22 protein-coding genes, 1 tRNA gene and 1 riboswitch are annotated in these 26,523 nt (G+C 29.4%); of the genes, 8 read left to right on the top strand and 15 right to left on the bottom strand.

From position 1 onward, the window contains the following. Positions 1-766 precede the first annotated feature (766 nt). The 3 genes from J3477_RS08530 to J3477_RS08540 form a co-directional block, all read right to left on the bottom strand. Positions 767-842 (bottom strand) — tRNA-Trp (locus J3477_RS08530). Positions 843-1,176: 334 nt separating this feature from the next. After that, on the bottom strand, positions 1,177-1,797 hold the full coding sequence (locus J3477_RS08535; RefSeq protein WP_206869337.1) for a CBS domain-containing protein: 621 nt from the start codon (positions 1,795-1,797) through the stop codon (positions 1,177-1,179). Positions 1,798-2,099: 302 nt separating this feature from the next. After that, a complete protein-coding gene (locus J3477_RS08540; RefSeq protein ID WP_206869338.1) occupies positions 2,100-3,023 on the bottom strand; it encodes a metal ABC transporter substrate-binding protein in 924 nt (307 codons plus the stop codon). 140 nt (positions 3,024-3,163) lie between these two features. Here J3477_RS08540 and J3477_RS08545 point away from each other — a divergent pair, with 140 nt between their 5' ends. From J3477_RS08545 to rimI, 4 genes are all read left to right on the top strand, one after another. Beyond that, positions 3,164-4,399, top strand: coding sequence for an HD-GYP domain-containing protein (locus J3477_RS08545; protein ID WP_206869340.1), 1,236 nt, complete (start codon positions 3,164-3,166; stop codon positions 4,397-4,399). An 81-nt stretch (positions 4,400-4,480) separates the two neighbouring features. After that, positions 4,481-4,942 (top strand): tRNA (adenosine(37)-N6)-threonylcarbamoyltransferase complex ATPase subunit type 1 TsaE, encoded by a 462-nt coding sequence (tsaE, locus tag J3477_RS08550; RefSeq protein WP_206869341.1) that lies wholly within the window; start codon positions 4,481-4,483, stop codon positions 4,940-4,942. Beyond that, entirely contained in the window at positions 4,939-5,640 is a 702-nt protein-coding gene (gene tsaB, locus J3477_RS08555) for a tRNA (adenosine(37)-N6)-threonylcarbamoyltransferase complex dimerization subunit type 1 TsaB (protein ID WP_206869342.1), read from the top strand. The genes tsaE and tsaB overlap by 4 nt, the downstream gene beginning before the upstream one ends. After that, positions 5,640-6,080 carry a ribosomal protein S18-alanine N-acetyltransferase gene (gene rimI / locus J3477_RS08560; RefSeq protein WP_206869343.1) on the top strand — a complete coding sequence of 147 codons (441 nt, stop codon included), beginning with the start codon at positions 5,640-5,642 and terminating at the stop codon, positions 6,078-6,080. The genes tsaB and rimI overlap by 1 nt, the downstream gene beginning before the upstream one ends. 95 nt (positions 6,081-6,175) lie before the next feature. On the opposite strand, the gene J3477_RS08565 is transcribed toward rimI, so the two are convergent. Then, positions 6,176-7,039, bottom strand: coding sequence for a thiamine pyrophosphate-dependent enzyme (locus tag J3477_RS08565; RefSeq protein WP_206869344.1), 864 nt, complete (start codon positions 7,037-7,039; stop codon positions 6,176-6,178). A gap of 3 nt (positions 7,040-7,042) precedes the next feature. Continuing rightward, on the bottom strand, positions 7,043-8,713 hold the full coding sequence (locus J3477_RS08570) for a 2-oxoacid:acceptor oxidoreductase subunit alpha (RefSeq protein WP_206869345.1): 1,671 nt from the start codon (positions 8,711-8,713) through the stop codon (positions 7,043-7,045). 609 nt (positions 8,714-9,322) lie between these two features. Between J3477_RS08570 and J3477_RS08575 the strand changes: the two genes are divergently transcribed. The 3 genes from J3477_RS08575 to J3477_RS08585 all read left to right on the top strand — a co-directional run bounded on the left by J3477_RS08575 (position 9,323) and on the right by J3477_RS08585 (position 11,848). Further along, positions 9,323-10,039 (top strand): M15 family metallopeptidase, encoded by a 717-nt coding sequence (locus J3477_RS08575; RefSeq protein WP_206869347.1) that lies wholly within the window; start codon positions 9,323-9,325, stop codon positions 10,037-10,039. Positions 10,040-10,059: 20 nt separating this feature from the next. After that, positions 10,060-10,752 (top strand): response regulator transcription factor, encoded by a 693-nt coding sequence (locus J3477_RS08580; protein ID WP_206869349.1) that lies wholly within the window; start codon positions 10,060-10,062, stop codon positions 10,750-10,752. Between the two features lie 94 nt (positions 10,753-10,846). After that, entirely contained in the window at positions 10,847-11,848 is a 1,002-nt protein-coding gene (locus J3477_RS08585) for a sensor histidine kinase (RefSeq protein WP_371876581.1), read from the top strand. Positions 11,849-11,925: 77 nt separating this feature from the next. Here J3477_RS08585 and J3477_RS08590 read toward each other — a convergent pair whose 3' ends face one another. Both J3477_RS08590 and J3477_RS08595 read right to left on the bottom strand, forming a co-directional pair. Beyond that, positions 11,926-12,522 carry an ECF transporter S component gene (locus tag J3477_RS08590; protein WP_206869351.1) on the bottom strand — a complete coding sequence of 199 codons (597 nt, stop codon included), beginning with the start codon at positions 12,520-12,522 and terminating at the stop codon, positions 11,926-11,928. Between the two features lie 116 nt (positions 12,523-12,638). Then, positions 12,639-12,753: riboswitch (FMN riboswitch) on the bottom strand. 214 nt (positions 12,754-12,967) lie between these two features. Beyond that, entirely contained in the window at positions 12,968-15,127 is a 2,160-nt protein-coding gene (locus J3477_RS08595) for a Tex family protein (RefSeq protein ID WP_206869352.1), read from the bottom strand. Positions 15,128-15,290: 163 nt separating this feature from the next. On the opposite strand from J3477_RS08595, the gene J3477_RS08600 reads away from it, so the two are divergent. Next, entirely contained in the window at positions 15,291-16,643 is a 1,353-nt protein-coding gene (locus J3477_RS08600) for a M28 family metallopeptidase (protein ID WP_206869353.1), read from the top strand. 73 nt (positions 16,644-16,716) lie between these two features. Here the strand turns inward: J3477_RS08600 and prfB are convergent. The 8 genes from prfB to J3477_RS08640 form a co-directional block, all read right to left on the bottom strand. Beyond that, positions 16,717-17,830 (bottom strand): peptide chain release factor 2 gene (gene prfB, locus J3477_RS08605; RefSeq protein WP_206869354.1). Its coding sequence is split into 2 segments (ribosomal slippage): positions 16,717-17,751 and positions 17,753-17,830, totalling 1,113 coding nucleotides; the frame shifts between segments, so codons are not numbered across the junction. Between the two features lie 284 nt (positions 17,831-18,114). Next, positions 18,115-20,625, bottom strand: coding sequence for a preprotein translocase subunit SecA (secA, locus tag J3477_RS08610; RefSeq protein WP_206869355.1), 2,511 nt, complete (start codon positions 20,623-20,625; stop codon positions 18,115-18,117). A 278-nt stretch (positions 20,626-20,903) separates the two neighbouring features. Continuing rightward, positions 20,904-21,446: a ribosome hibernation-promoting factor, HPF/YfiA family gene (hpf, locus tag J3477_RS08615; protein ID WP_206869356.1), complete on the bottom strand. Its 543-nt coding sequence runs from the start codon at positions 21,444-21,446 to the stop codon at positions 20,904-20,906. Between the two features lie 837 nt (positions 21,447-22,283). Further along, positions 22,284-22,514 carry a helix-turn-helix domain-containing protein gene (locus J3477_RS08620; RefSeq protein ID WP_206869358.1) on the bottom strand — a complete coding sequence of 77 codons (231 nt, stop codon included), beginning with the start codon at positions 22,512-22,514 and terminating at the stop codon, positions 22,284-22,286. Positions 22,515-22,669: 155 nt separating this feature from the next. After that, positions 22,670-22,828: a hypothetical protein gene (locus tag J3477_RS08625; protein ID WP_206869359.1), complete on the bottom strand. Its 159-nt coding sequence runs from the start codon at positions 22,826-22,828 to the stop codon at positions 22,670-22,672. 234 nt (positions 22,829-23,062) lie between these two features. After that, positions 23,063-24,247 (bottom strand): MFS transporter, encoded by a 1,185-nt coding sequence (locus J3477_RS08630; protein ID WP_206869360.1) that lies wholly within the window; start codon positions 24,245-24,247, stop codon positions 23,063-23,065. 22 nt (positions 24,248-24,269) lie between these two features. Further along, positions 24,270-25,619, bottom strand: a complete 1,350-nt coding sequence (locus J3477_RS08635; protein WP_206869361.1) for a radical SAM/SPASM domain-containing protein — start codon at positions 25,617-25,619, stop codon at positions 24,270-24,272. Between the two features lie 570 nt (positions 25,620-26,189). Beyond that, positions 26,190-26,501: a hypothetical protein gene (locus J3477_RS08640; RefSeq protein WP_206869362.1), complete on the bottom strand. Its 312-nt coding sequence runs from the start codon at positions 26,499-26,501 to the stop codon at positions 26,190-26,192. Positions 26,502-26,523 lie beyond the last annotated feature (22 nt).

The following is a 26,523-nucleotide window of genomic DNA, read 5'->3' on the forward strand; positions in this document are numbered from 1 at the left end:
CTTTCAATACAAATAATTAACTATTATTTTGTATCACTTGTCCCCCCGACTAACATCTCCTCGTTCCTTGTTATTTTTCTTAAGTTTATATAAAAAATTATAGTTACAAATTATCATTTTGTAAATAGTTTTTTGAATTTATTATTAAATGTTAATTTTGGCATGTATTTTTTTATTCTTTTACTATAAGCTATCTAATTTTACAGTAAGTAAACATTTTCAAAGGCAATTTTTTTCCAATTTTATAATTTATATCAGCTACCAAGTAATTAAATTTGCTAGATTTACACCAAATTTATTAAACTGATAATTAATTAGTATATAAATTTAAAATTAACAATTTTTATTTTTATGATATATTTATTAATTCCATCGCGAGAACTTTATCCATATAATGGATTAAAATTAGTACAAACATCAAAGAATTTGTTTATCGCTAAAAAATTTATAACATAAATTTATTTAAATTAAAATAATTGCTTAAACATTTCAATTATATGTATTTATCTTTTTCACTTTATTTATTTGTAATTTATAAGTTTTTCATAATTTATCTTTACTCAAAACAAAAAAAAGATAAATTGCCAAATTGATAAAAGCAACTTCAATCTGGTAATTCATCTGTATATTAGGGTGTATTCACACTTATCCACATAATTTTCTATTTAAATAACAGCTATCTTTTGAGTTAAATTATATCTTAAATAATTAAAATCTTTTATAAATACATAAAAAGACTAGTAGAAAACTAATTCTACTAGTCTTTTGGCAGGGGCAATAGGGATCGAACCCATAACCTACGGTTTTGGAGACCGCCACTCTACCAGTTGAGCTATACCCCTTCGAACAAATATGATTATATAACATTCTTTAAGATAACGCAACATTTTTTTGTACTTATTTTTATAGATTAACTACTTTATTATTAAATTTATATTTGGTGATGTTAAAACACCATATTTATATTAAGTAATATTATTACAATAAATATATTTTTAATAATATTCATAAATATTTAAAAGGTATCTTATAATAATTCATTTATATTATACGATACCTTTTAAGAATCAGTTATCTTTAATTTTTTGATTTATACTATTAATTTATTTAAGATTCTATACTGTACTCTCAAGAGCCGTAAATTTAGATTTAATATCAGAAGAAGTAAATCATTTACTAAACTACTTTAAACCCAGCAGCCTTAACTTTATCTTTAATTATATCTAAATTCTTAGTCTTCATTCTTACAACTATCTCTCTTACATCTGTAACACTTTTTGGATCTATTACAACAAAACTGACTATATCAGCTTGATTTTCTGTAAGTATCTTTGATAACCTTGATATTTGTCCTGGTACGTCATAAGCAGTTACTGCCATTCTCTCACCTTTGTTAAGTCCAAATACGTTAGTATATTGTTCAAACACCGCATGATGAGTTAAAATCCCTACAAATTTATCAAACTCATCAACTACTGCAACAAAGGAAACATGAGTTTCTTCTAGTAAGCCTACTGCTTTTTCAACTTCTTCATAAAGATTTATCTTAGGTATGCTTTTTCTTAATAGGTGAGATACTGAAAAATCCTCCAATAAACTCTTCTTATCAGCACCTTTCTCAAAATAAAACTTATAAATAATATCTTGTGCTATTGAACCCTTAAAGTATTCTCCATCAACAACAGGAATTGATAAAAACTTGTTTTGGTCCATTATCTCTAAGGCTCTTCCTATTGTTGTATCAGATGTGACTGTTATTAAATCTTTTTTTGGCAATATTATAGTTTTTACTAGCATAGTCTCTCCCCCTCGATTTCCTTATATATATATTATAAGCCATTTATTATGGTAATTATATATTATTTTTTAAAATTATCCAATAATTAAAAAAATTCTTTCATTTTATTATATAATGCCATGTTTTATATATAATACGTAAAATTTAGCATTATTTATTGAAAAAGCACTAGTCAAATTCACTAATAACTTTATATGCTTTACTATTATTCTTCTCAAATTATAAAAAATTCATAACTGTCATATAAATAATACTTGTTCAATAACAGCCAATAAAAAAAGCTATAAGTATATAAAAATACTTATAACTTTTTATTTAATCCCTTAAATTTCAAACTTATATTTTCTAAATAATATCTATATTGATCATCATATTCAGGTATTTTAATCTGCATTTGATAATAGGAGGTTCCGTTTATCTTACTACTAAACTCATTAAATTTTGCTTGATCGCTATATAATATTAAAGTTTTACTTGCTGATTCACCAAGCATCTTTTTATAATCCTCAATTTTAGTTAAATCAGTGAGTTTTATAACATCGATACCTAAATACTTTGTAAGATAATCTAAGTCTTCATCTGTTGTATATATAGTATATCCACTTAGAACATTTACGGTATCCTTAACATCTTTACTCTCTTTATCTAGTTCTGATATCATCTCATCATAATTATCTTCATAAAAATCCCTGTTTTTCGGGTCTTTATCTTGAATTGAACTTTTTATGTTATAAAGCATAATTTTATATTCGTCAGGACTTAACCAATAATAAGGATTTATTTTTATATCGTACCCAGCTATGGTTTGAGACTTTATATAATTCAACGTCTTAGTTCCTCTAGAAAGATTAACTATACCTACTTTTCCTTTTTTTAGCCCATTTATAAAATCATTTATCCAAGGCTCAGAACTAGATCCCATATATAAAAGTAGATCATATTTTGAAACATTATCCAAAGAATCATTTGTAAACTTAAAGTTCATACTATCAAAATTATTGTTAAACATATATGTTACATTATGTTTATCTTTTACAAGTTGTTTAGTTGCAGAATAAATAAATTTATTTGTAGTTATTATATTTAAATATGTATCTCTTTGTTCTACATCATCATTTATTGTATTAACTACCTTTGGCCTATAATACGTACTTATAAATATGAAAAAAATTATATTGATACCTATCAATACAAAAGTGAACTTTTTCATATCAAATCTTTTCATTACGCCACCTCGCTTTTATCTATTCTTTATTTTATATCTAATTTAATATAAATTCAAATATTAATGTTACTTTCTTAATGACATTATTGTCAAATTATGATAAAATAATATTCGACATTTTTCTTAACGAGGTAAGCATTATGCAAGTTTCAATCGATACTATAATACCTGCTTTATCAATAACAGTATCTCTAGCGGAGAAGTCCGTTGAAAAGGTTGTTAGAGAAAATTTAAATGGGGTAACAATCCAAGACATCGTATTTGATGATTATACATATCATTCAAAACGAGCTGCATATATAGCTTTAGAACTTGGAAATGCCTTGCAGCTAGATGAAGATACTTATAAAGATCTATATATGTGTTCATTGTTACATGACATAGGCTATGGAAATGTATTATATAAAAATTATTCAGTTGACGAAATAATTAGTATTCATTGTCTAGAAGGTTCAAATATCGTAAAACATATCCCAAAGATATGTTACCTTTCAGACGCAATACTTTATCATCACGAGCACTGGGACGGAAATGGAGTGTTTCAAAAAAAAGAAAATGAGATACCTATAATTAGTCAGATACTTAGAATGAGTGATATAATAGACTCAGAGTACAATACCCACGCTCCATATTTTGAACAAAAAGACAAAATTAAAGGCTTAATTTTAGATAATGTTAACAGGATTTTTTCACAGGATATCTATGGAGCCTTTCTTAAAATTAGTTCTGCTGATGAATTTTGGTTAAACCTTGAAAACAATAGATATCTAGATTTGGTCTTACATCACCTTATTCCACCTATAGATATAAAACTAAACATGCAAGAATTGATAAACATAGGTGAAATATTTGCTGATATGATAGATGCTAAAAGTGAATTTACTGCTAGGCATTCACGTGGTATTGCTGAACTCGCATATATGGTTTCTAAGCATATTGGTTATGATGATGAAAAATGCTTAAAAATGAAGCTTGCTGGGCTTTTTCACGATATTGGGAAGCTTGCTATACCATCAAAAATTTTAGACAAAAATGGCCCATTAGATGGGGATGAATTTTCAAGAATAAAATCTCATGCTTATTTTACTAGATTAATATTAGATTCAATGGATGGTATAGAGGAAATAAGTAATTGGGCTTCTAATCACCACGAAAAACTAAACGGAAATGGATATCCTAGAGGGATAAGTGGAGATTTACTATCTGAAGAATGTAGGGTCATGGCAGTTTGCGATATATATCAAGCTCTTACTGAAGACAGGCCTTACCGTAAAGGAATGAATAACGATATGGCATTTTGCATCCTTGATACCATGGTTGAAGATGGCTCAATTTGCAAGATTGCAGTAGAAAATTTAAAAAATGCTCTTGGGTAATCGTTAGATTACCTTTTCTTTTTATAAATTATTGGTTAGAATAATAAAAGTAAAAGGTTTTATTCTCGAAAGGAGATTATTATGGAATTTATAATTAATTCTGTTGATAATACTATTGAGCTAGGGAGAAAAATAGGTTCTATGTGTAATCCTGGTGATATTTTTTGTCTTACAGGCGATTTAGGTACAGGTAAGACTCATATAACTAAAGGTATCGCTGAAGGTCTTAATGTTCAAGAACACATAACTAGTCCTACTTTTAATATCGTTAATGAATATCATAGCGGTAGATTATCTTTATTCCATTTTGATGTATATAGAGTATCTGATCCTGATGAAATATATGAAATAGGCTTTGATGAATATATATTTGGAAATGGAGTAAGTGTTATAGAATGGGCTAATTACATAGAAGAGCTTATACCTGATCAATTTGTTCATATAAAGCTCTCTAAACTTCCTGAAAAGGAAGAGAATTTAAGAAAAGTAACAATAAAATATTTTGGAAATAGATATGATTATCTTAAGGAGTTAAGTATATGATAGTTCTTTCAGTAGATTCATCTTCAAGCAGTGCTACTGTAGCTCTGGTTTCAAGTAGTTCAGTAGTGAGTGAAATAAATATCACGGATAAAAAACAGCATTCTGAAATACTTATGACTATGATTGATTCAATACTAAAGCTTAGTAACTTAAGCATCAATGATATTGATGGATATGTAGTTTCTAAAGGACCTGGTTCTTTTACTGGACTTAGAATAGGTATGGCAACCATTAAAGGGCTGAGTTTAGGAAGTAAAAAACCTACAATATCTATTTCTAATCTAGATGGACTTGCATATAATGTAATTACTCATAATGGAATAATATGCCCGATTATGGATGCTTTAAGAGGAAACGTATATACTGCTTTATATAAAAATGTTTCAGGAAAGTTAGAAAGATTGACTGATTACATGATTCTTTCCATTGATGAGCTTATAAATAGATTTAAAGAAGAATCTGATTCTGTACTCTTTGTAGGAGACGGAACTGAGAAGCATCTTGAAACTTTAAAATCAGCTCTTACCAATGCTGTATTTTCACCTCATCATCTTAATTATGCTAGGGCTTCTACTTTAGGATTATTAGGAATAAATTTACTAGAGCAAGGTATTTGTGATGAAAAAGACACCGCTCCTTTTTATCTTAGAAAATCACAAGCCGAAAGAGAATATGATAAAAAAATGGGGTTAGATTAATGGATACAAATATAGAATCTATGAATATAGACGATATTGATTCTGTTTTGGAAATTAGCAAACTTTCTTTTCCACATCCTTGGAGTCGCAGGTCCTTTGAGCAGGAATTAGAAAATAGCTTTGCAACATATCTTGTTGCGAAACTTGATGACCAAGTAATTGGTTATGGTGGAATGTGGATAATAATCGATGAAGGCCACATAACTAATATAGCAGTTCACCCTGATTATAGAAATCAAGGTGTTGGAGATGAGATATTACATAAGATGATAACTACATGCAATGAAAAAAAAGTAATAGCTATGACTTTAGAGGTAAGAGTATCCAACATAGCCGCTCAAAAACTTTATTCAAAATATGGTTTTGTCGAAGAAGGTATAAGAAAGAAATACTATGAAGATAATGGCGAAGATGCTCTTCTTATGTGGAAAAGATGGTAATAAAAAAATCGCTAAGCTGACTTTTTTCTACAATAATGAAAGACCTATAATTAATGAAAAATATTAATTATAGGTCCTATTTTTTATATCTTATATTACATAAATTCTTCTACAAACTTTTCCCCATCTAAAGGAGTCCATTTTCTATCAACCATTACCTTCCCTGCACTTAGTACTGGGTGTAGATCATGAAATGTAGGTTTACCTTCTTCCTTATAAAGTATTCCTAAAGGTATCCCTCCATCTCCAAACTCCATAGCTTTAATTATTGCTGCACCTTTATCACTTGAATCATAGTTTTCATCCAAATAATAAACCCTATCCTTATACCACTTAAAAGTATTTATTTTATTAAAGCTTACACAAGGCTGCATTATATCAATTAGTGCATATCCCTTGTGATTTACAGCTGCCTTAATCATACTCTTTAAGTGTTCCTTATCTCCTGAAAAACTTCTTGCAACAAAAGTAGCACCAGCTGAAATTGCCAAAGCTAGAGGATTTAACGGTTCAGATATCACTCCTTCAAACTGCATAGAAGTTTTTTGCCCTCTTGCAGTTGTTGGAGATCCTTGCCCCTTTGTAAGACCATATATCTGATTATCATGAACCAACTGAACAAAATCTAGGTTTCTTCTTATATTATGAACAAAGTGATTTCCACCTTCTCCATAGGCATCTCCATCACCAGAAGTAACTATAACTTTTAACTCTGGATTAACCATTTTTATAGCTTGTGCTGGAGGAAGTGCTCTACCATGAAGCCCATTAAAGCCATTTGCCCTTATATAATGTGGTGTTTTCGCAGCTTGACCAATACCAGAAACCATCATTAGTTTTTCTGGAGCTATATTAAGTTCAGCCACCGCTTCTTTTATACCATCAAGTATAGAAAAATTACCACAACCTGGGCACCATGTATTTTCATCATTACTTTGATATAATTTTAATTCTAACATATCCTAAACCTCCCCAGATAGTCTTGAAACTATTTCATCTGAAGTTATCTGACGTCCATCATATTTCAAAATACTATCATCCATTAAAATACCAGTTTCTTGTGTTATAAGTTTACCTAATTGACCCGTAAAGTTTTGCTCTACATTTATTATCTTTTTAGCTTTATCACTATATTTTCTTAAAAGTTTTTCTGGTAAAGGATATATATCGCCAAATGAAAGTGTCCCAACCTTAACTCCAGAATTGTTTAGTAATTCAGTTGCCTCTTTAATTGCTCCATAAGTTGATCCCCAACCTACTAAGAGCACATCTATATCTTCTCCACCAAAATAATCCGGCTCTTGTAAATCTTCTTTTATTAGCAAGTCAAGTTTCCTCATTCTCTTTTCCATCTGAGCATTTCTTACTTCGGCCTCTTCTGTTATATGTGAGTACTCAGTATGTTCATCACTGTCCACTAGAACCACTTGACCTTTAACTTTACCAGGTATTAGCCTTGGTGAAATTCCTGATTCAGTTACTTTGTACCTCTTATATTCTTCATCTAAGCCAGCACCATCCCAAATATGTCTTTCAATTTTTAAATCTTCAAGAGCAAATCTAGGTATTGTCACATTAGAATCTGCAAGATATTGATCTGTTAATAGTATTACTAAAGTTTGGTACTTATCTGCTATATTAAGTGCTCTAAAAGTTTGATAGAATGCATCTTCAGCATTTCTTACACTTAGAACCACTCTCGGAAATTCTCCTTGTGATGCAGTTAGTAGAAAACTTAAATCACTTTGTTCTGTCCTTGTTGGTAGTCCTGTTGCTGGCCCTGGTCTTTGTGAGTCAATTACTACTAATGGAGTTTCAGTTATTCCTGCTAATCCAAACGCCTCAACCATTAGTGCTACTCCACCACCAGAGGAACCAGTCATAGCTCTAGCCCCTGCATATGATGCTCCAATAGCCATATTTATTGCACTTATTTCATCTTCAGCTTGTTCAACTACTATACCAGCCTGCAATGATTTTTTCGAAAGATATGTCATTACACTTGTAGCTGGAGTCATAGGATATGCTGAATAGAAAGATAAACCACCAATTAACGCACCTAACCCAATTGCATCATTTCCGTTTATGATAAGATGATTAGATAAGTCTTTACCTACGATATCAAATCTCTCATCAACTAAAGCTCCACCTTTTTTGAAGGCTTCTATATTTTTATTCCTTATAGGTTCAGCAAGTTTCTTAGCTATAAATTCTTCAAAATCTCCTTTTACTCCAAAATGCTTTAAGATTGCTCCTGCCGCAACAAAAGTAAAAGCCTTTGACAGTCCTACATCTTTAGCAGTCTTTAGTAACGGAAGTCTGATTAATCTTTTATCATCATACTGTATAGCTTCATCCGCTATTATTATTCCATCTTTATTTAATTTATCCTTATGAATTTCTACTGTATCTCTATCTAATGCAAGTATCAAGTCTAATTTTGCATCATGAGAATATATTGGTTCATCTCCGAATCTTATTTGTGTGAAGTTATGTCCACCTCTTACTCTAGACATATAGTCTTTATTTGAGAAAACATAAAATCCACCTTTTTTCAGAGCTTTTTCAAGGAACACGCTAACTGTATCCATTCCTTGTCCAGCGCTTCCTCCTATTAGTATATTAAGCTTCAATTAAAACACCTCTCTTATAAAACAATCTTTAAATTCCGATTGTTTCTGTCTGATTTAATAATAGTCCTAATCAAATTATTTGTAAATAATCATTATCAATTAAAATTAATTATCAAGTCCTCTTAAAAGAAAATACTTTCACTATTCTTTAATTTTCTTACGTTATTAAATTATTACTTATTAATGTTTATTTAACTATTTATCCATCTACTATACTAACTAATACACTCCTCCATATTTATAGCACACTTTAAAATCTATTCTGGTTCACGTAGCTATTATGTCAGTATTTATATTTTCTTTTTTAACAAAAAAGTAAATATAAACGAACCACTTCTTAATTAAATTTTATTTTCAACTTCTCCTCTTAGAACCTAGAGAAGTTTTGAAAATAGGTTTCCTATTAAAGGTGGAATATGTCCAAAACTTAAGATTTCTTAAGAAATTTTTATAATTGTTGTAAAGTCTATCTTATACAATGCACTTATGATAAAGATGTACCACTTCAACTCGAAATCTATTTTTAAACTCTCATGGCTTCTGGTGAGAGAATTTAAAAATAATAAGTTTTATTACGAAGTGGTACATTCATAAAGGAGTGTTGCCAATATGAAAAATGGATTAAAAAGTGTTTTAACATTTATCATTATAATTTGCGGATTTTTATATTTAATAAAGTACATACCAGACTTTAAAGGAATTATTTCTGATTCAAATGAAAAGACTCAATCAGTTAGTGGTAATAATACCTATAAAGACGATCAAAATGATACAGATATTAAATCTCAACTATTATTAGTAAATGAAGAACATGGTCTCGAACAATCTTATATACCAAAGGATTTAATTATACCAAACATAAAATTTACCTCTGGTGTAAGCAATGAAGAAAATCATGTAGCAGGAATTGTGGCGAAACCACTAGAGCAGTTAGTATCCGAAGCTAAAAAAGACGGAATAATATTACTAGGAAACTCAGGATATAGATCATATAAAACACAAGAGAATACTTACAACAATCGAGTATTATCAGAAGGAGAAAAACTTGCAGATGCATACGTAGCTAAACCAGGGTATAGTGAACATCAGACAGGACTATGCATTGATATAACAAATCAGGGAAAGTATTTTGTAAAAGGAACGAAAGAGGCAGATTGGCTTGCAAAGAATTGCTATAGATTTGGTTTTATTATAAGATATCCATATGGTAAGAAAAATATAACTGGTATAGAATATGAACCTTGGCATATTAGATATGTTGGAAAAAATGCTGCTAAATATATCTATGATAATAAGATTACGTTAGAAGAATATTTAGCAAAATAATTATAAAGTTGGAGAAGAAAATGAATAATAATATTCTTGTAGTTGATGATGAAAAAGAAATAAGAGATTTATTAGAAATAAACCTTTTGAATGAAGGCTATAATGTATTTAAAGCAAGTTGTGGAGAAGAAGCATTAGAAATATTGGATAAGGAAGATATCCACCTAATGGTTTTAGATATAATGATGCCAAAGATGGATGGCTTAGAAGTTTGTAGAAGAACAAGGGAAAAGTATAATATTCCAATTCTTATGCTAAGCGCAAAAGCAGAAGATATGGATAAAATACAAGGAATTATGACTGGTGCAGATGATTATGTGTGTAAGCCGTTTAATCATTTAGAACTTACAGTTAGAATAAGAGCATTATTTAGAAGAGCATATTTTTTAAATACTAGAATTCAGGCTTCAGATGAGATTATAAGGATAGAGTCAATGATAATAAATAAAAATAAGCATAAGGTTACTGTAGATGATAAAGACATAGATCTTACAGCAAGAGAGTTTGAAATTCTCTATTTATTAGCTACAAATAGAGGTAGAGTTTTTAGTGCTGAAGATATTTTTCAAAGAGTATGGAAGGAAACATATTATCAGTCTAATAATACCGTAATGGTACATATGAGCAGAATTAGAGATAAACTGGAGCAACATATGGAAGGTAATAAAATAATTCATACTGTATGGGGAGTTGGTTATAAAATTGAAAAATAGAAGATTCTATAAACATTGGTTATTTCCCTTAGTTGATATATTCATTTCTATACTACTTACATATATTATTTATCTTATAATCAGGAAAATAGTAATGTATTCATACGAAAACATCTATTATAATAATAATTCCGGATACCTTTGGAATATATGGGTTTTTATTAGATATAGAGCTTTTGGAAATAATACAGCCATGATTTTTGGTTCACTTGTTTTTATACTCATATATTTACTTATAACATTTAGAAAAACTAAAAGCTTAGTTGCTATCATTAATGAAACTGAAACAATGGCAAATGGCGATTTAGATAGATCAATAGAGGTTAAATCAAATGGTGATATAAAAAGCTTAGTAGATAATATAAATAATATTTCCAGACAACTAAAAAATATAACCGTGGAAGAAAGAAGAGCTCAGCAAACAAAAACTGATTTAATAACTAATGTTTCTCATGATTTAAGAACGCCTTTAACTTCAATAATAGGTTATTTAGAGATAATTGATAGAGATAATTACAAAGATGAAGTAGAACTTAGATATTACACTAACATAGCCTATGAAAAGGCAAAAGATTTAAATATACTTATTAATGATTTGTTTGAGCTTACTAAAATGCAGAATAATACTATCAACCTAGATAAATCTGATATTAATTTAGTTGATCTCTTAGGCCAAGTAGTTGCCTACTTTGAATACCAATTTAAGAATGCAAATATGAAGTCTAGAGTTACTTTTTCAGAAGATAAACTCACTGTAAATGCTGATGCAGGAAAATTGGTTAGAGCCTTTGAAAATTTATTATCTAACGCCATTAAGTACGGGCAAGATGGCCATTATGTCGATATAACAACAAAAGTTGAAAAAGATATGGCAATAGTCCAAATAATAAATTATGGCCAATCAATATCAACAATTGATTTACCATATATATTTGACAGATTTTATAGAGTAGAAAAATCACGAAATAGCAAAATAGCTGGTTCTGGGCTTGGACTAGCAATAACCAAAAGCATCATAGAACTTCATCAAGGTAGTATCTCAGCTTATAGCAATGACGAAAAGACTATATTTGAAGTAAAACTGCCTATAAAATAGATTAATATTAAATCAGTGAAAAGTAAAACAGAATGATATATATCATTCTGTTTTATTATATTTAAAGCATTATTTTATTAATTAGTTATCTTCTTAGCATTTAAAGCTGTTTCATTATATAAAATCGGTGATACTTTCTTATATAATGCTAAAGTAACTACAGATACGCCTACTCCCTTTATTAGATTAAAAGGAAGAATTATAGTAACAAGGTAATTTATAATTTCAGGACTTAATACAGGTACAATTTTATTGTACAATGGTAAGAATACATAATAGTTACCCAAAAGTCCAGCTATAGTTAATGCAATAGTTCCCAAAGATAATCCAAGTATAGCACCTTTTATTGTTCTCATCCTTTTGTATATTACCCCAGCAACAATTACCCATACTACTCCTATTACAAAATTAGCAAACTCACCTATCCCTGCAGTACTAGTACCTTTTATCAATACAACAAGAATATTTTTAATAAGTTCAATAGCAATTCCTGCTACTGGTCCTAAAGCAAATGTTCCTAATAATGCTGGCAGATCACTAAAATCTATTTTTAGAAATGGTGCAGCTGGTAATATCGGAAATTCTAAAAACATTAATAAAAACGAAATAGTTCCTAGTAGTGCAATCTTAATTTGCACATTTAATTTTGATGTTGTTTGATTTGTTTGTTTCATCGTAAACCCTCCCAAAAGTTATATCCTCTGGGGCTCAAGACTAAAATTAATCTAAATAAACATAAAAAACCCTGATGAAATAAAAGTCACCAGGGCTGAATAGACTAACTTTACTCTTTTACCTTCTTTCATCCAGACTTTACTGTCGGCTTCGGAATTTAACCGAATCATGCCTCTCGGCTCGCGGGCTTTACCGCCGGTGGGGAATCACGCCCCGCCCTGAAGATAATATTAATTTTTATGTACTCATTATATAACTTTGTTTTTATTTTGACAATATGTATTATAGAAAAAAAAATAAGAAAATTTTTGTATACAATTTCATAATATTATATTTGTCTTGCTTTTATAATTAAAGCGCTATACTTCAAAAAAATATAGCGCTTTGTCATAAAAATATTTATGCTCATTACTAAATAAATGTGGTTTTATAAAAATTTTTAAATTACTCTTTCTTCATTGATAATGAAATCCTCTTTCTCTTCTCATCAACTTCTAATATCCTTACTTCTACTACATCTCCTACCTTAACAACGTCTAATGGGTGTTTTACAAATCTATCTGCCATTTGACTTTTATGCACTAATCCATCTTGATGCACACCTATATCTACAAACGCACCAAAGTCTGATACATTTCTAACTGTTCCCATAAGCATCATTCCTGGCTTTAAATCTTTTATATCTATTACTCCAGACTTAAATATTGGCTTAGGTAATTCCTCTCTAGGATCTCTACCTGGTTTCTTTATCTCTTTTGTTATATCCTTAAGGGTAGGTAAGCCTACTGACAATTCTTTTGCTAGTTCTACTAAGTTGAATTCTTTAAGTTTTTCATCTATGTCTCTTAGATTACCATTTCTTAAATCATCATTATTATAACCAAGTCTTTCAATAAGCTTCCTTGCCACTTCATACGATTCAGGATGTACCGAAGTGTTATCTAATGGTTCTTTACTTTCCATAACTCTTAAGAAACCAGCACATTGCTCATAGGCTTTTTGCCCCAATCTTTTAACTTTTAAAAGCTGTTTTCTACTTGTGAATCTTCCATTTTCTTCTCTAAAAGCTACAATATTATTTGCTATAGATGGATTTATTCCCGATATATAACTCAATAATGATGGAGTTGCTATATTCAAATCTACGCCTACATTATTAACACAGTCTTCAACAATTCCAGTAAGAGATTCATCTAATTTCTTTTGAGTAACATCATGCTGATACTGACCTACCCCTATAGCTTTAGGATCAATTTTTACAAGCTCTGCTAGTGGATCTTGCAACCTTCTACCTATAGATATAGCACCTCTAACTGTAACGTCTAAGTCAGGATACTCTTTAGTAGCAAGTTCAGACGCAGAGTATACTGATGCACCAGCTTCAGAAACTATAACATAAAATAGTTCTTTTCCTGTTTCTTTCTTAACTTCAGCTATAAGTTTTGCTATTACTTCTTCTGATTCTCTAGATGCAGTACCATTTCCTAAAGATATTACCTCTACGTTATATTTATATATAAGCTCTTTCAAAACTCTTATTGTTCCATCTACATCATTTCTAGGTACTGTTGGAAAAACTGTAGCTTTATCTAGGAACTTTCCCGTATCATCAAGAATAGCAATTTTACAACCAGTTCTAAAGCCAGGGTCATATCCCATAATAATCTTATTCTTTATCGGCGCTTGCATAAGCAGAGCTTTTAAATTAGCTTTGAATATATCTATAGCACCTTGCTCACCTATATCTGTAAGTTCACTTCTTATTTCTCTTTCTATTGACGGAAATATTAACCTTTTAAAACTATCTTTCGCTGAAAGTTCAATATACCTATCTGTAATAGAATTATTCTTTAAAGTTCTTCTCATCAAATAATTCAATATTTTATCTTCATTTACTAAAATCTTAACTGCTAAGAACTTTTCCTTTTCACCTCTATTTATAGCTAATATTCTATGTGACGGAATAGTCTTTACAGCTTCTTTGTATTCATAATACATCTCATATGGAGATGATTCTGATGTATTTCCTTTAGTTTCAATTATACCTTCATTCTTTACTATATCTCTTATCCACTTTCTATAATCAGCATCATCAGATATTATTTCACTAATTACATCCATCGCACCTTGAAGAGCTTCATCAGTAGATGCAACCCCTTTATCTTCACTAACATACTTTCCAGCTTCCTCTAATATATTACCTGTAAAATTACCTTCTAATATGCTCTCTGCAAGTGGTTTCAATCCTTTTTCAACAGCTATAGTAGCTCTTGTTCTCTTTTTAGGTTTATAAGGTCTATAGATATCTTCAACCTCAGTTAAGGTATTTGAATTCATTATTTGATTTCTAAGTTCTTCAGTTAGCTTTCCTTGCTCCTCAATCAATCTAATTACATCATTTTTTTTATCAAGTAAATTTCTTAAATAGTTGAGTCTTTCAAAAAACTTTCTTAATATATCATCAGATAATCCACCTGTTATTTCTTTTCTATATCTTGATATAAAAGGCACAGTGTTTCCTTCATCAAGCAGTTTTATTACATTCTCTACTTGTTCTATGCTTATATTAAGCTCTTTAGCTAAAGTTACATTAATGTTGTTCATATTTACCTCCCCTAGTATGTGATCTTATTTTACCATTCTCTTTACTATTAAAAAGATGTATGGTTAATTTTTAATGTCTTTCTATATTATTTCAATATTTAAATTGAATATCCTTCTTTTTATTCTCATAGAATTAACTGATACTAATTTTAAGGAGCTTGATATGACAAGAAACTTAATATCACTATTATTAACCATATGTATCCTACTTTCCAACATTTCATTTATGTATTCTAATAAATTGAAATTCTTTGATTCAAATAAAGTTATAGAAAGTATAAATTATTTGTCCTCAGACACAATGAAAGGAAGACTTTCCGGAACTTTAGGTAATAAACTGGCAGGAGAATACATAAAGAATTCTTTTATAAAGTACAAGCTTTCTCCTCTAACTAAAGATTATTATGAGGCTTTTAATGCTAATACACCAATAAAAGTTGATGGTGTCCCTTTCCTTAGAGTTTATAACAAAGAAAAATCTCTAATAAAGAATTACGAATACGGAATTGACTTTAAAGATAGTTTTCTAAATTATAGGACAAACCATGTAACAGTAAATCCAAATGACGATTTTAGAATATATCCTTCAGCCATAGAAATCGTCCAAGCTAATAAAAGTTTTATTTTTATAGTCTCCACAGATAATTTCAGCTTTAGAAGTTCATTTATCTCGAAGTCATCATCAGAAATGTATATTTATATTAGTTCAAAAGTATATGATGATCTACTAACCTATAATAAAAAAGGCTACACAATAGATTGTTCCATTCCTTATAAAGTTGAAGACACAACTCTTTATAATGTTGCAGGTGTAATTAGAGGTACTAATTCAAAATTACCACCACTTATACTATCCTCACATTATGATCATTTAGGCGAAGATCTATCTGGAAATATCTATAGAGGAGCTTTGGACAATGCTTCCGGAACATCATTTATGTTAGAATTAGCTCGTGTTCTATCATCTATGTTTCCGCCTGAAAGAGATATCATCTTTGTTTCTTTCAATGCAGAAGAATTGGGCTTATTGGGTTCAAAATCATTCGTTGATAAAAATTACATTCTCCTTAAGAATGGTAATTCTATAAACTTCGATATGATTGGTGGATCAAAAAACATTCCTATGACTATAATGACTGGCGAAAATTCTAATAGGAGTATTACATCTAGCAGTTTACAAGATTACTGTAAATCTAATAAGATTGATTTTAATACTGAGGCTAAAAATGCCTCTGATCATGCAAGCTTCAACAGTGCTGGAATTGATAGCATTACAATATGTGATTCTGATTTATCAAAAATTCATACTCCTAATGATACCTCCGATTTTATAGATAAGACATCGATTGAAAGGGACTACAAAGCTTCTTGGAATCAAATCATAAAATATTGCTATAGTAATCAATACATTTTAAAAATTTATAATAAAAACTTTTATATAGTGGGTTATTGTGTTTCTTTGGCACTATTTCTATCATTACTAATACCTAAGAAAAATAGAATTAAAGTTGAATAGATTAAAGGCAAGTAATCATTAATGACTACTTGCCTTTAAAAAAATTAATAAGAAAATAACTTTCCTCACTGCTTTAGTTTGTGTTCTTGCTTTCTCCCCTTAATACAGAAGTTATAAACATATCTATATCGCCATCCATAACACCATTTACATTTGAAGTCTCTGTACCAGTTCTATGGTCCTTTACCATTGAGTACGGATGAAAAACGTAGCTTCTTATCTGGCTTCCCCATCCCATGTCTTTTAATTCACCAGTTAAATCTTCTATTTTTTCTTTATGAGCTCTTTCCTTAAGTTCAATAAGCTTAGATTTAAGCATATTCATAGCAGCTTCTCTATTTGAATGCTGACTTCTTTCATTTTGGCATTGAACTACTATACCGGTAGGTATGTGAGTTATTCTTACAGCAGATTCAGTTTTATTAACATGCTGTCCACCAGCTCCACTTGCTCTATAAGTGTCTACTCTTAAATCAACTGGATTTATGTCTATATCCTGATCTTTTGTAAGTTCTGGAATTACTTCTACAGAAGCAAAAGAAGTTTGTCTTTTTCCATTAGCATTGAAAGGAGATATTCTAACAAGCCTATGTATACCTTTTTCAGTTTTCAAATATCCATAAGCAAATTCACCTTTCACTCTTAACGTAACACTCTTTACGCCAGCTTCATCTCCAGCCAAATAATCTAAGGTATCTAGCTTATATCCCTTCTTTTCACACCATCTGGTATACATTCTTAGAAGCATCTCAGTCCAATCATTGGCATCGGTACCTCCTACACCAGTATGTAAAGTCAATAAAGCATCATTCCTGTCGTATTCTCCTGAAAGCATAATTTCTATTCTAAATATATCTATATCATCATCTAACTTCTTTATTTCACTTATGATCTCATCTGCAGTACTATGATCATCCTCGTCAATTAATTCAGCAAGAACTTCTATATCATCCACTCTTTCACATAAGGAGTTGTATCTACTGATTTTATCTTTTAAAGTTTTAGATTCCTGAGTTATCTTTTGTGCTTTATTAACATCTTCCCAAAAATCCTTTTCTTGCATTGTAAATTCAAGCTCACTTGACTTCTTCATTAATTCTGGGATGTCAAAGTGAAGCCCCCATTTCCTTAAGTATATTTTTAAACTCATTCAACTTTAAAAGTTGATTTTCTAATTCAAGCATCATATACAAATCACCCCTACTTTATTAAACTAAGTTATAGTATATCATTATATAATAATTTTACAACATCAAACAACTAACAAGTGGATAAAAACATTTAATGCTTTTTAAACTTTAAATATTCCTACATCCGATGCTTCAATGAGTTTCGTAAAGAATTAATATAGCATCTCCTGTAGGAACATTTAAATTTAGTCACTACCGCATTAAGTCTATTTATTGAGAGGAAAAAGGAAAAACAGCCGATAGATATCGGCTGCTTTGGCTAATATTAGATTTTTATAATATTAAACTACTTCTCTTCCGCAGCAGTTTTTGTATTTCTTACCACTTCCGCAAGGACATAGATCATTTCTTCCAACCTTAGCTTCTTTTTTTGTTGGTTGTTTCTTTATTGAGTCATCAACAAGATTTGTTGTTGTTTCTTCAACTACTCTTTCTCTTTCAGGTGTATGTTCCATTTGAACATGGAATAGAAGCTTTACTGTATCAACTTTTATGTTTTCGATCATTTCATCGAACATATTGCTTCCTTCAAATTGATAAGCCTGAACTGGGTCTTGTTGCTTATATGCTCTTAGTCCTATACCTTGTTTTAAATGATCCATATTATCAATATGATCCATCCACTTTGTATCAACAACTCTAAGAAGTATAACTCTTTCAACTTCTCTCATCTGCTCTTCACCAAAGTGTTGTTCTTTTTCTCTATATATGTCATTTGCTAAGTTTAGAAGTTTTTCTTTCATTTCATCATTTGATAAAACCTCTAAATCTTTAGGTTCAAACATTCCTTGTGGTATATATAAATCTTCCATGTAGCTTATTAATTGTTTTACTTCATCATCAAAAGTTTCTTCTTCACCAGATATATGGGAATCAACTGATGCATATACAACTTCTCTTATCATATCTTGAACTTGTTGTCTTAGAGTTTCTCCCTCAAGAACTTGAGCTCTTTGCTTATATATTACTTCTCTTTGCTTATTCATAACATCATCATAACCAAGCAAAGTCTTTCTTACATCAAAGTTGTTACCTTCAACTTTCTTTTGAGCGTTTTCTATAGATTTTGAGACCATCTTACTTTCAATGGCATCCTCATCTGATAAGCCAAGTTTTTCTACTACACCTTGTAATCTATCTGAACCAAATATTCTCATAAGGTCATCTTCTAATGATATGTAGAATCTTGACGATCCTGGGTCTCCTTGACGACCTGAACGTCCTCTAAGCTGGTTATCTATTCTTCTAGATTCATGTCTTTCTGTACCAATAATCTTAAGACCGCCAAGCTCAACTACACCTTCTCCAAGCTTTATATCTGTACCTCTACCAGCCATATTAGTAGCTATAGTTACCATTCCCTTTTCACCAGCATGAGTAACTATTTCTGCTTCTTGCTCATGGTACTTTGCATTAAGCACCTGATGTTTTACACCTTTTCTCTTAAGAAGAGCAGAAAGTGCTTCTGATTTTTCAATGCTTGTAGTACCAACTAGCATCGGTTGACCAGTCTTATTTGTTTCTTGTATTTCCTCGGCAATAGCATTAAACTTTCCAGCTACTGTCTTATAAACTACATCTGGATTATCCGATCTCTTTATAGGTCTATGTGTAGGAATTACAATAACATCTAATCCATAAATTTCTCTAAATTCATTTTCTTCAGTTAATGCAGTACCAGTCATACCTGAAAGTTTTTTATACATTCTGAAGTAATTTTGGAATGTAATAGTTGCCAAAGTTTTAGATTCTCTTTCTACTTTAACACCTTCTTTAGCTTCTATAGCTTGGTGTAGACCATCAGAGTATCTTCTACCTTCCATAAGTCTTCCAGTGAATTCATCAACTATGATTACTTCTCCATCTTTAACCATGTAATCTTTATCTAATCTCATTAAGTAATTTCCTTTTAAAGCTTGAGTAATATGATGTTGTAGTTCCATGTTTTCAGCATCGGCATAGTTTTCAACACCAAAAGCAAGTTCTGCTTCTTTTATTCCCTCTTCTGTAAGCATTACTGAATGAGCTTTTTCATCTACAGTAAAATGCTTTTCCTTAAATAGTCTTTTTACAAAGAAATCAGCGATCTTATAGAAATCAGTTGATTTTTCACCAGCTCCAGATATAATAAGTGGAGTTCTAGCCTCATCTATAAGTATGGAGTCAACTTCATCAACTATAGCGAAACTTAATTCTCTCTGAACCTTCTCCTCTTTGTATATAACCATATTATCTCTTAGATAATCAAATCCAAACTCATTATTAGTTCCATATGTTATGTCAGCATTATAAGCTGCTCTTCTTTGATCATTGTCAAGATCGTGTAGTATTACTCCTGTAGTAAGACCCAAGAATTGATATATTTCTCCCATCCACTCCATATCTCTTCTTGCAAGATAATCATTGACAGTAACTATGTGAACACCTTTTCCTGAGATAGCATTCAAGTACGCAGGTAAAGTAGCACATAAAGTTTTACCTTCACCAGTTTTCATTTCTGAAATTCTTCCTTGATGAAGAACTATCCCCCCTATAAGCTGTTCTCTATAATGCTTCTCTGAATGTAGTCTAAAAGATGCTTCTCTAACTACAGCGAAAGCTTCTGGTAGTAGACTATCTAAACCTTCTCCGTTTTTATATCTATTTTTAAATTCTTCTGTTTTTCCTCTTAGCTGTTCATCTGTTAATGCTTGCATTGCATTATCAAAAGTTTCTATTTTATCAACGATAGGAATAATTCTTTTTACTTCCCTTTCGCTATAAGACCCAAAAACCTTAGTAAGTATCCCCATGTTCTTTTCCTCACACTTCTGTATATTTTCATAACTCTTTAAATTATATCACTTATTTACATACCTTTTCAATAATTGATACGGGTATTTATAGTAAAATTAAACCATATTCTAGCTAATATTGTAAACATTTTAAAAACATTTAGTTATTTTTTATAATAACTCTTATTTAAATCACTATTATAGTGGAAGTTTTTCTACATTTTATACTATAACTGATATTGTAGTCAAATATTTAATGGGCTGACTATTACAGTCAGCCCATGTTATTGTTAATTTTAGTATTCATACTCGGGTTCTATTAATCCATAATTTCCATCTTTTCTCTTATAGACTACATTTACTTGGTTAGTGTCTGCATCTTGGAAAACGAAGAAATTATGTCCTATAAGTTCCATTTGCAAAACCGCCTCTTCAGCTCCCATTGGTTTAATACCAAATTTCTTTGTCTTAACTATTTGTGCTTCATCATCTTCAGAATCAACATTAGGCACATTATCAAAGTTAATATATCTTACTGATTCTGCATTATTATATCTTCTAGAAAGCTTTGTTTTTTGCTTTCTTATTTGTCTTTCAATTTTTTCTTGTACTAAATCAATTGATTTATACATGTCATCTGTGGCTTCTTCTCCTCTTAATATAGCACCATTAAAAGGAATTGTAACCTCTATAATTTGTCTATTTTTTTGTACACTTAATGTCGCTTTGGCTTCCACATTCGGAGTAAAATATTTCTCAAGTTTTGAAATTTTCCTCTCAACCGCTTCCTTTAAAGGATCTGTTAATACTATGTTTTTTGCTAATACTGTAACTTTCATATGGTCAGCCCCTCTCCTAATTAAAAGGTTATGTTTTTTTATTACTTTTTAAAGTATTTACTTATATATAAGATTATATTTATGATTATAGATACTTATATACAAATTTAAATTTCCTTAACCTTTGTTAATGTTGTATTTGTTAATTTAATTTTACACAGTTACTCAAATAATAACAAGTATAATTATTTGAATTTACAGAAAATTTAATCAATTTAATCGTATATTCCTTTGTTATTCTCCAATTATCGCATGCTTGTACATTATTTCGATTTTATTCATTTCTATTGTTATATATGTGATTATTGATTTATATTATATCTAGTTATATTTTATTCACCTTTTTAATGATGTTCATATATTAAATTTTTGAGAAAAATATGAATTTTAGTGCAACTTTCTAAATATGAATTAGTTTATGTATAAGTTATATCTCAATATATCTCCATACTATAGGATACCTGTGGTAAAGCTTAATTTATATTTATCCGAAAATCACGCATCTATAACTTTTAGGATGAATAAATTAGTAGTTGAGCTAGGAATCCAATAACTTAACACCAAAATTAAAACAAAAATAAAAGTAGGCATCAACATATAAATGCTAATACCTACTTTAAAGCTAGTTGACCTGGTCTTTGACCCCACACTCGCCTTTTGTAGCGATACTATTAGTAGAATACTCTAGAGTCCTGTACATGGCTTATTTCTTAAGCTTTTTGCTTATAGCTTGTCCTAGCAAATTTACTTATATTTTTACTAGGTGGTTAATAGGTGGATAATTAACCACCTATTAATTTCTCACCTTATCTTTAGTTTAAGATACATCATTTTTAATTAATCTAGTGGCTTTACTCTTCTTCTTCTATTAGGCACATACTCTAGTAAATCATCTATGTCGCACTCTAATGCTTCACAAAATAAATCCATACGTTCTAAATTTATTCTATCTACTAATTCGTTATATATTTCACTTATGGTGTTAGGTCTTATACCTGTCATTCTAACCAAATCTGCCTGTGACCACTTTCTTTCACCTAAAAGCTTTGAAAGATGTATTTTCACCATTTTAATACCACCTCTATACTCTATATCGATATTAGTGATATTGTAACGCTTTTCGAGATTTTAAAGCGTATTTTGATATAAAATAACGAATTACGTTATAAAAACAGCAAGTTAGGAGTAGATATATGCTTCTAACTTGCTGTTTTTTAAAATTTTTAACCCCAAGGCTCAGGATCTGGTCCTTTAGAAATTAAGTTTTTATTATTAACATTTGTGTTTTCTTTTGTTTCATTCTTACTTTTTATATCTCTAGCTATCTCACTATCAAACAACATTTGTTCCTCTACGTCAATTTTCTTATAGTAACTAGGCAATAGAATACCCCCTCTTAATTTATCAACTATAAACTTATATCCTCACATTCTTTAATATTATCATAAATTATATTAATCTTAGCCTCTCACATACTTGAAGTTATAATACTGTGTAACGTTAGTCTACTTACGTATATTTAATTGATAGGGGATACTCTTAAAAAGTTTAGTGTAAAATCAAAAGCCTAGAAGGAAGATTGACCTCTCTAAGCTTAAAATACATATATTTACTTTTTAACTAATTATAGTTTTATTTTTATTATATAAATACTTCCTAAACACTATTACAACTAATAAAACAATAAATGCTAATATCCCCATCAGAGCGTACGTGTATCTCATCCCAATTAAATCCAATGCAATTCCTACTAAAGGATCGAATATAATAAAAGAGAGTTGTATTAACAAACTTTTATAAGATAGCATCGTTGCTCTATTTTCCGTATCTAACCTTTTATTTATATCTGAATTCAGAATTGGCCAAACCATTCCATTTATGAACCTAGAAATAGATAACAATACTAAGGCTAAATATAAGTTTGAAAAACATAAACCAATTAGGATTATACAATACCCAAGTATAATATAATTACTTTTCAAATTAACTTTAGCCGCATATTTTGCACCAAACGAAGCTATTATATTAAAGAAAAAGAAAATTATCCCGATATAACTATAATTCAATCCAATGCTTGGTAAAAATGTCTGTGAAGTATAATTTATATTTGATATTATAATCATCATTATTATATATACAAAAAATAATTTTATTATAGATTTATTGTTTATCAAAAATTTTATATTTTTCAACTGAATATTTAATTCATCTTTAATATCATTATTTGATCTAATGATATTATTAGTATCCTTTAATTGAAATACAAATATTATCGCTATTAGCTGCAATATTATGGATAATATAATTGGTAAATTATAATTAATTCCATATAAAAAGCCTGCCACAAGTGTTGCTAAAGCTGAAAACCTAAATGCCCACATTTGAACAACAGAAATATATTCTTTATAAAATTCTTCTTTTCCATCTTTTAAAAACGAATCATATATTAATGCTTCATCACTTCCTGAAATTACGGCATCACCAACACCAGAGAAAATAGCATTAAATATTAAAACAAAAAAATTGTTTGTGCATAAAACTATTATTAAACTCAATACTTTAAAAATTTCTCCATATAACAAAAGTTTTCTTCTACTAAATCTATCAGCTAATATTCCTGATGGAATTTCTAAAATAAAAGTAATAACAGCACTAATAGAATTTAGCATCATAATCTCAGTATAACTTAACCCTTTTTGCTTTAAGTAAATTAAAAATACCGTCCATATAAAAAGAGATTGTTTTGAAATAATATACGACTTATAAAAAAACTTGTTTTTTCTCAACTCATTGTCCATCATTTATTTAAATCCATATACTTCATTATATACTTGGAATACAACAATTAGGATCCTTAAATTCATTGTATTTCTTGCCATATAATTTCTGCTTAGTAGCTGGACATCCTCCATTGCAAAATATATTAAATCCGCACTTTATGCAAGTTGGTGCTGACGTATTATCATTCCTCATTATATTAAAATTCGAATCATTTCTCCATATATAACTTAAACTTTTCTCCAATATATTACTAGTTGGTTTCATTAAATTTTCAAAACATATACATGGATATATGTCTCCATTTGAATATATTTCAAGTTTAGATTTGCTAGCCCTACAGCCATAATACAATTTATCAAATTCTGATAATCCAGAGATTTCATCTATTATTTCAGGGTAAGCGGAATATATTAAACAACCTTCCACAAGGAAATTAATTTTTTTATCTCCATATTTATCTTCAATGTATTGTTCTAATTTCTCACTAAGAACCCTAGAATCTAATAATGTTCGATTTACTTTTATATCATTGTTTTCATTACTCTTTACGTATGTAGCAATAGAATACCTATCTATATTTTTTACGGCAACATAGTCTATCATCTCATAAAATTCTTCGATGGTCTGAATAGAATAAACACTATTTATCCTAACTGGCTTATTATTTCTAAGAAAGAATTCAATTGTTTCTAATGAATCAGTATATTCTAGACCCATTAAATATTTATTCTTTTCACTTAAACATTGAAGTGATATTACAGGCGTGATGAATTTAGACTTTAATAATATCTCTTTTGTACTATCTTTAAGTTTTGACCCATTAGTTGTTATTGTTGTTTTTATACCTATTGATTCAATGGCATTGAGTAATTCATCTATATTCTTATAAAGCGCTGGTTCTCCACCAAGTATTGAAATACTTAGCACACCCATTTCTTTTGCTTGTGAAATTGTTTCAATCCATTTTTCACAAGTGATTTCATTTGAAATTTTATTTTGTAAAAAACAAAATTTACAGTTAAGATTACATTTTAATGTAGGATAAATAGTTAATTCTAATGGTGCCGATAAAAATTTATGTTTTCTTATCTCGCTGTAATCTTGTTTTATAGTTTCTATTACCTTCTGGATATTAATATCAAATTTGTCCTTAATAGATTTTTCTTCTTCTATAACTCCCATTTTTAAAAATTTATCAATATCATAATCTTTATTATTAATTATATCATCATGAATTACTGCAGCCTTCTCTATATCTCCTACTTTCTCCAAAGCCCTTAAGAATATTGCTTCAGAGCTATTTAATTGATATCTACTAAAATTATCTTTATTTATTAATATTCCACCAAAGTACTCTAATCTCAATAATATATTTTCTTTTAAAGCATGCATAATTACACCTCTATTAAATTATTCTATTAATTAAATAAAAAGGATCGATAATTCGATCCTTTATTTTTAGTACTATGGATTCATAATCCATCCATCACCCTTTGCAAATGATGCTGATTCAAGTATTTTTATAGTTCTCTTTGACATAACTTTCACCCCCTTTATGTGTAAATAATAACTTATTTGCTTTTTTATGTCAATATATCAAATTTAACCCTTGTAAATTTATAGAAAATATATTAAAAATAGTGTTTTTTTATCATTTAAATTATTATAATGTTACCACGAAACATTTTTTTAGATTCATTTTACACAATAAAATCCTTTTTAATACTTTGTATACTTTTATCTAAAATTCTGTTATTTACCTTATATATCACTACGCTGAAACTAATTATTTTAATCTTTATTATATCGTACGAAAAAGTGAGATTAGTAGTATGTCATACCTTTAATTATTAGACTCACAGAACCGTTTTATCGTTAAAATTTTGTCAATTTTTCTATAAAAATAAAAAAACCTAGAGAAATTTCTATTTTTCTCTAGGTTTATAGCTATTTTATACTGTTTTAAACTTGTCCATCATCTAGATAGTCTTTCAATTTTGAATATAGATACTGCACAATTTTTCTCATTAAATCCTTAGAAATAAATATAGTTAACCGAATAGGTAGGAATTGATAAGCCTTATTTACTATCCATTCAACTTGCTCATCACCTGACTTTAAGACCTCATCTTTAGCGTATCTCTTAGCTTGTAGCATTAAACCATAACATATAGATTTAAAGTTACTCCACTCAAACGTTGCATAAACTCCTATTGCTATGATTAAAACTATTACAAATCTCCACTGCCATAATAAATTTATTATATATTCCATTATAAAATCCCTCCATATATTT

The organism is Clostridium zeae (assembly GCF_017312485.1).
Classification (GTDB): Bacteria; Bacillota; Clostridia; order Clostridiales; family Clostridiaceae; genus Clostridium_AR; species Clostridium_AR zeae.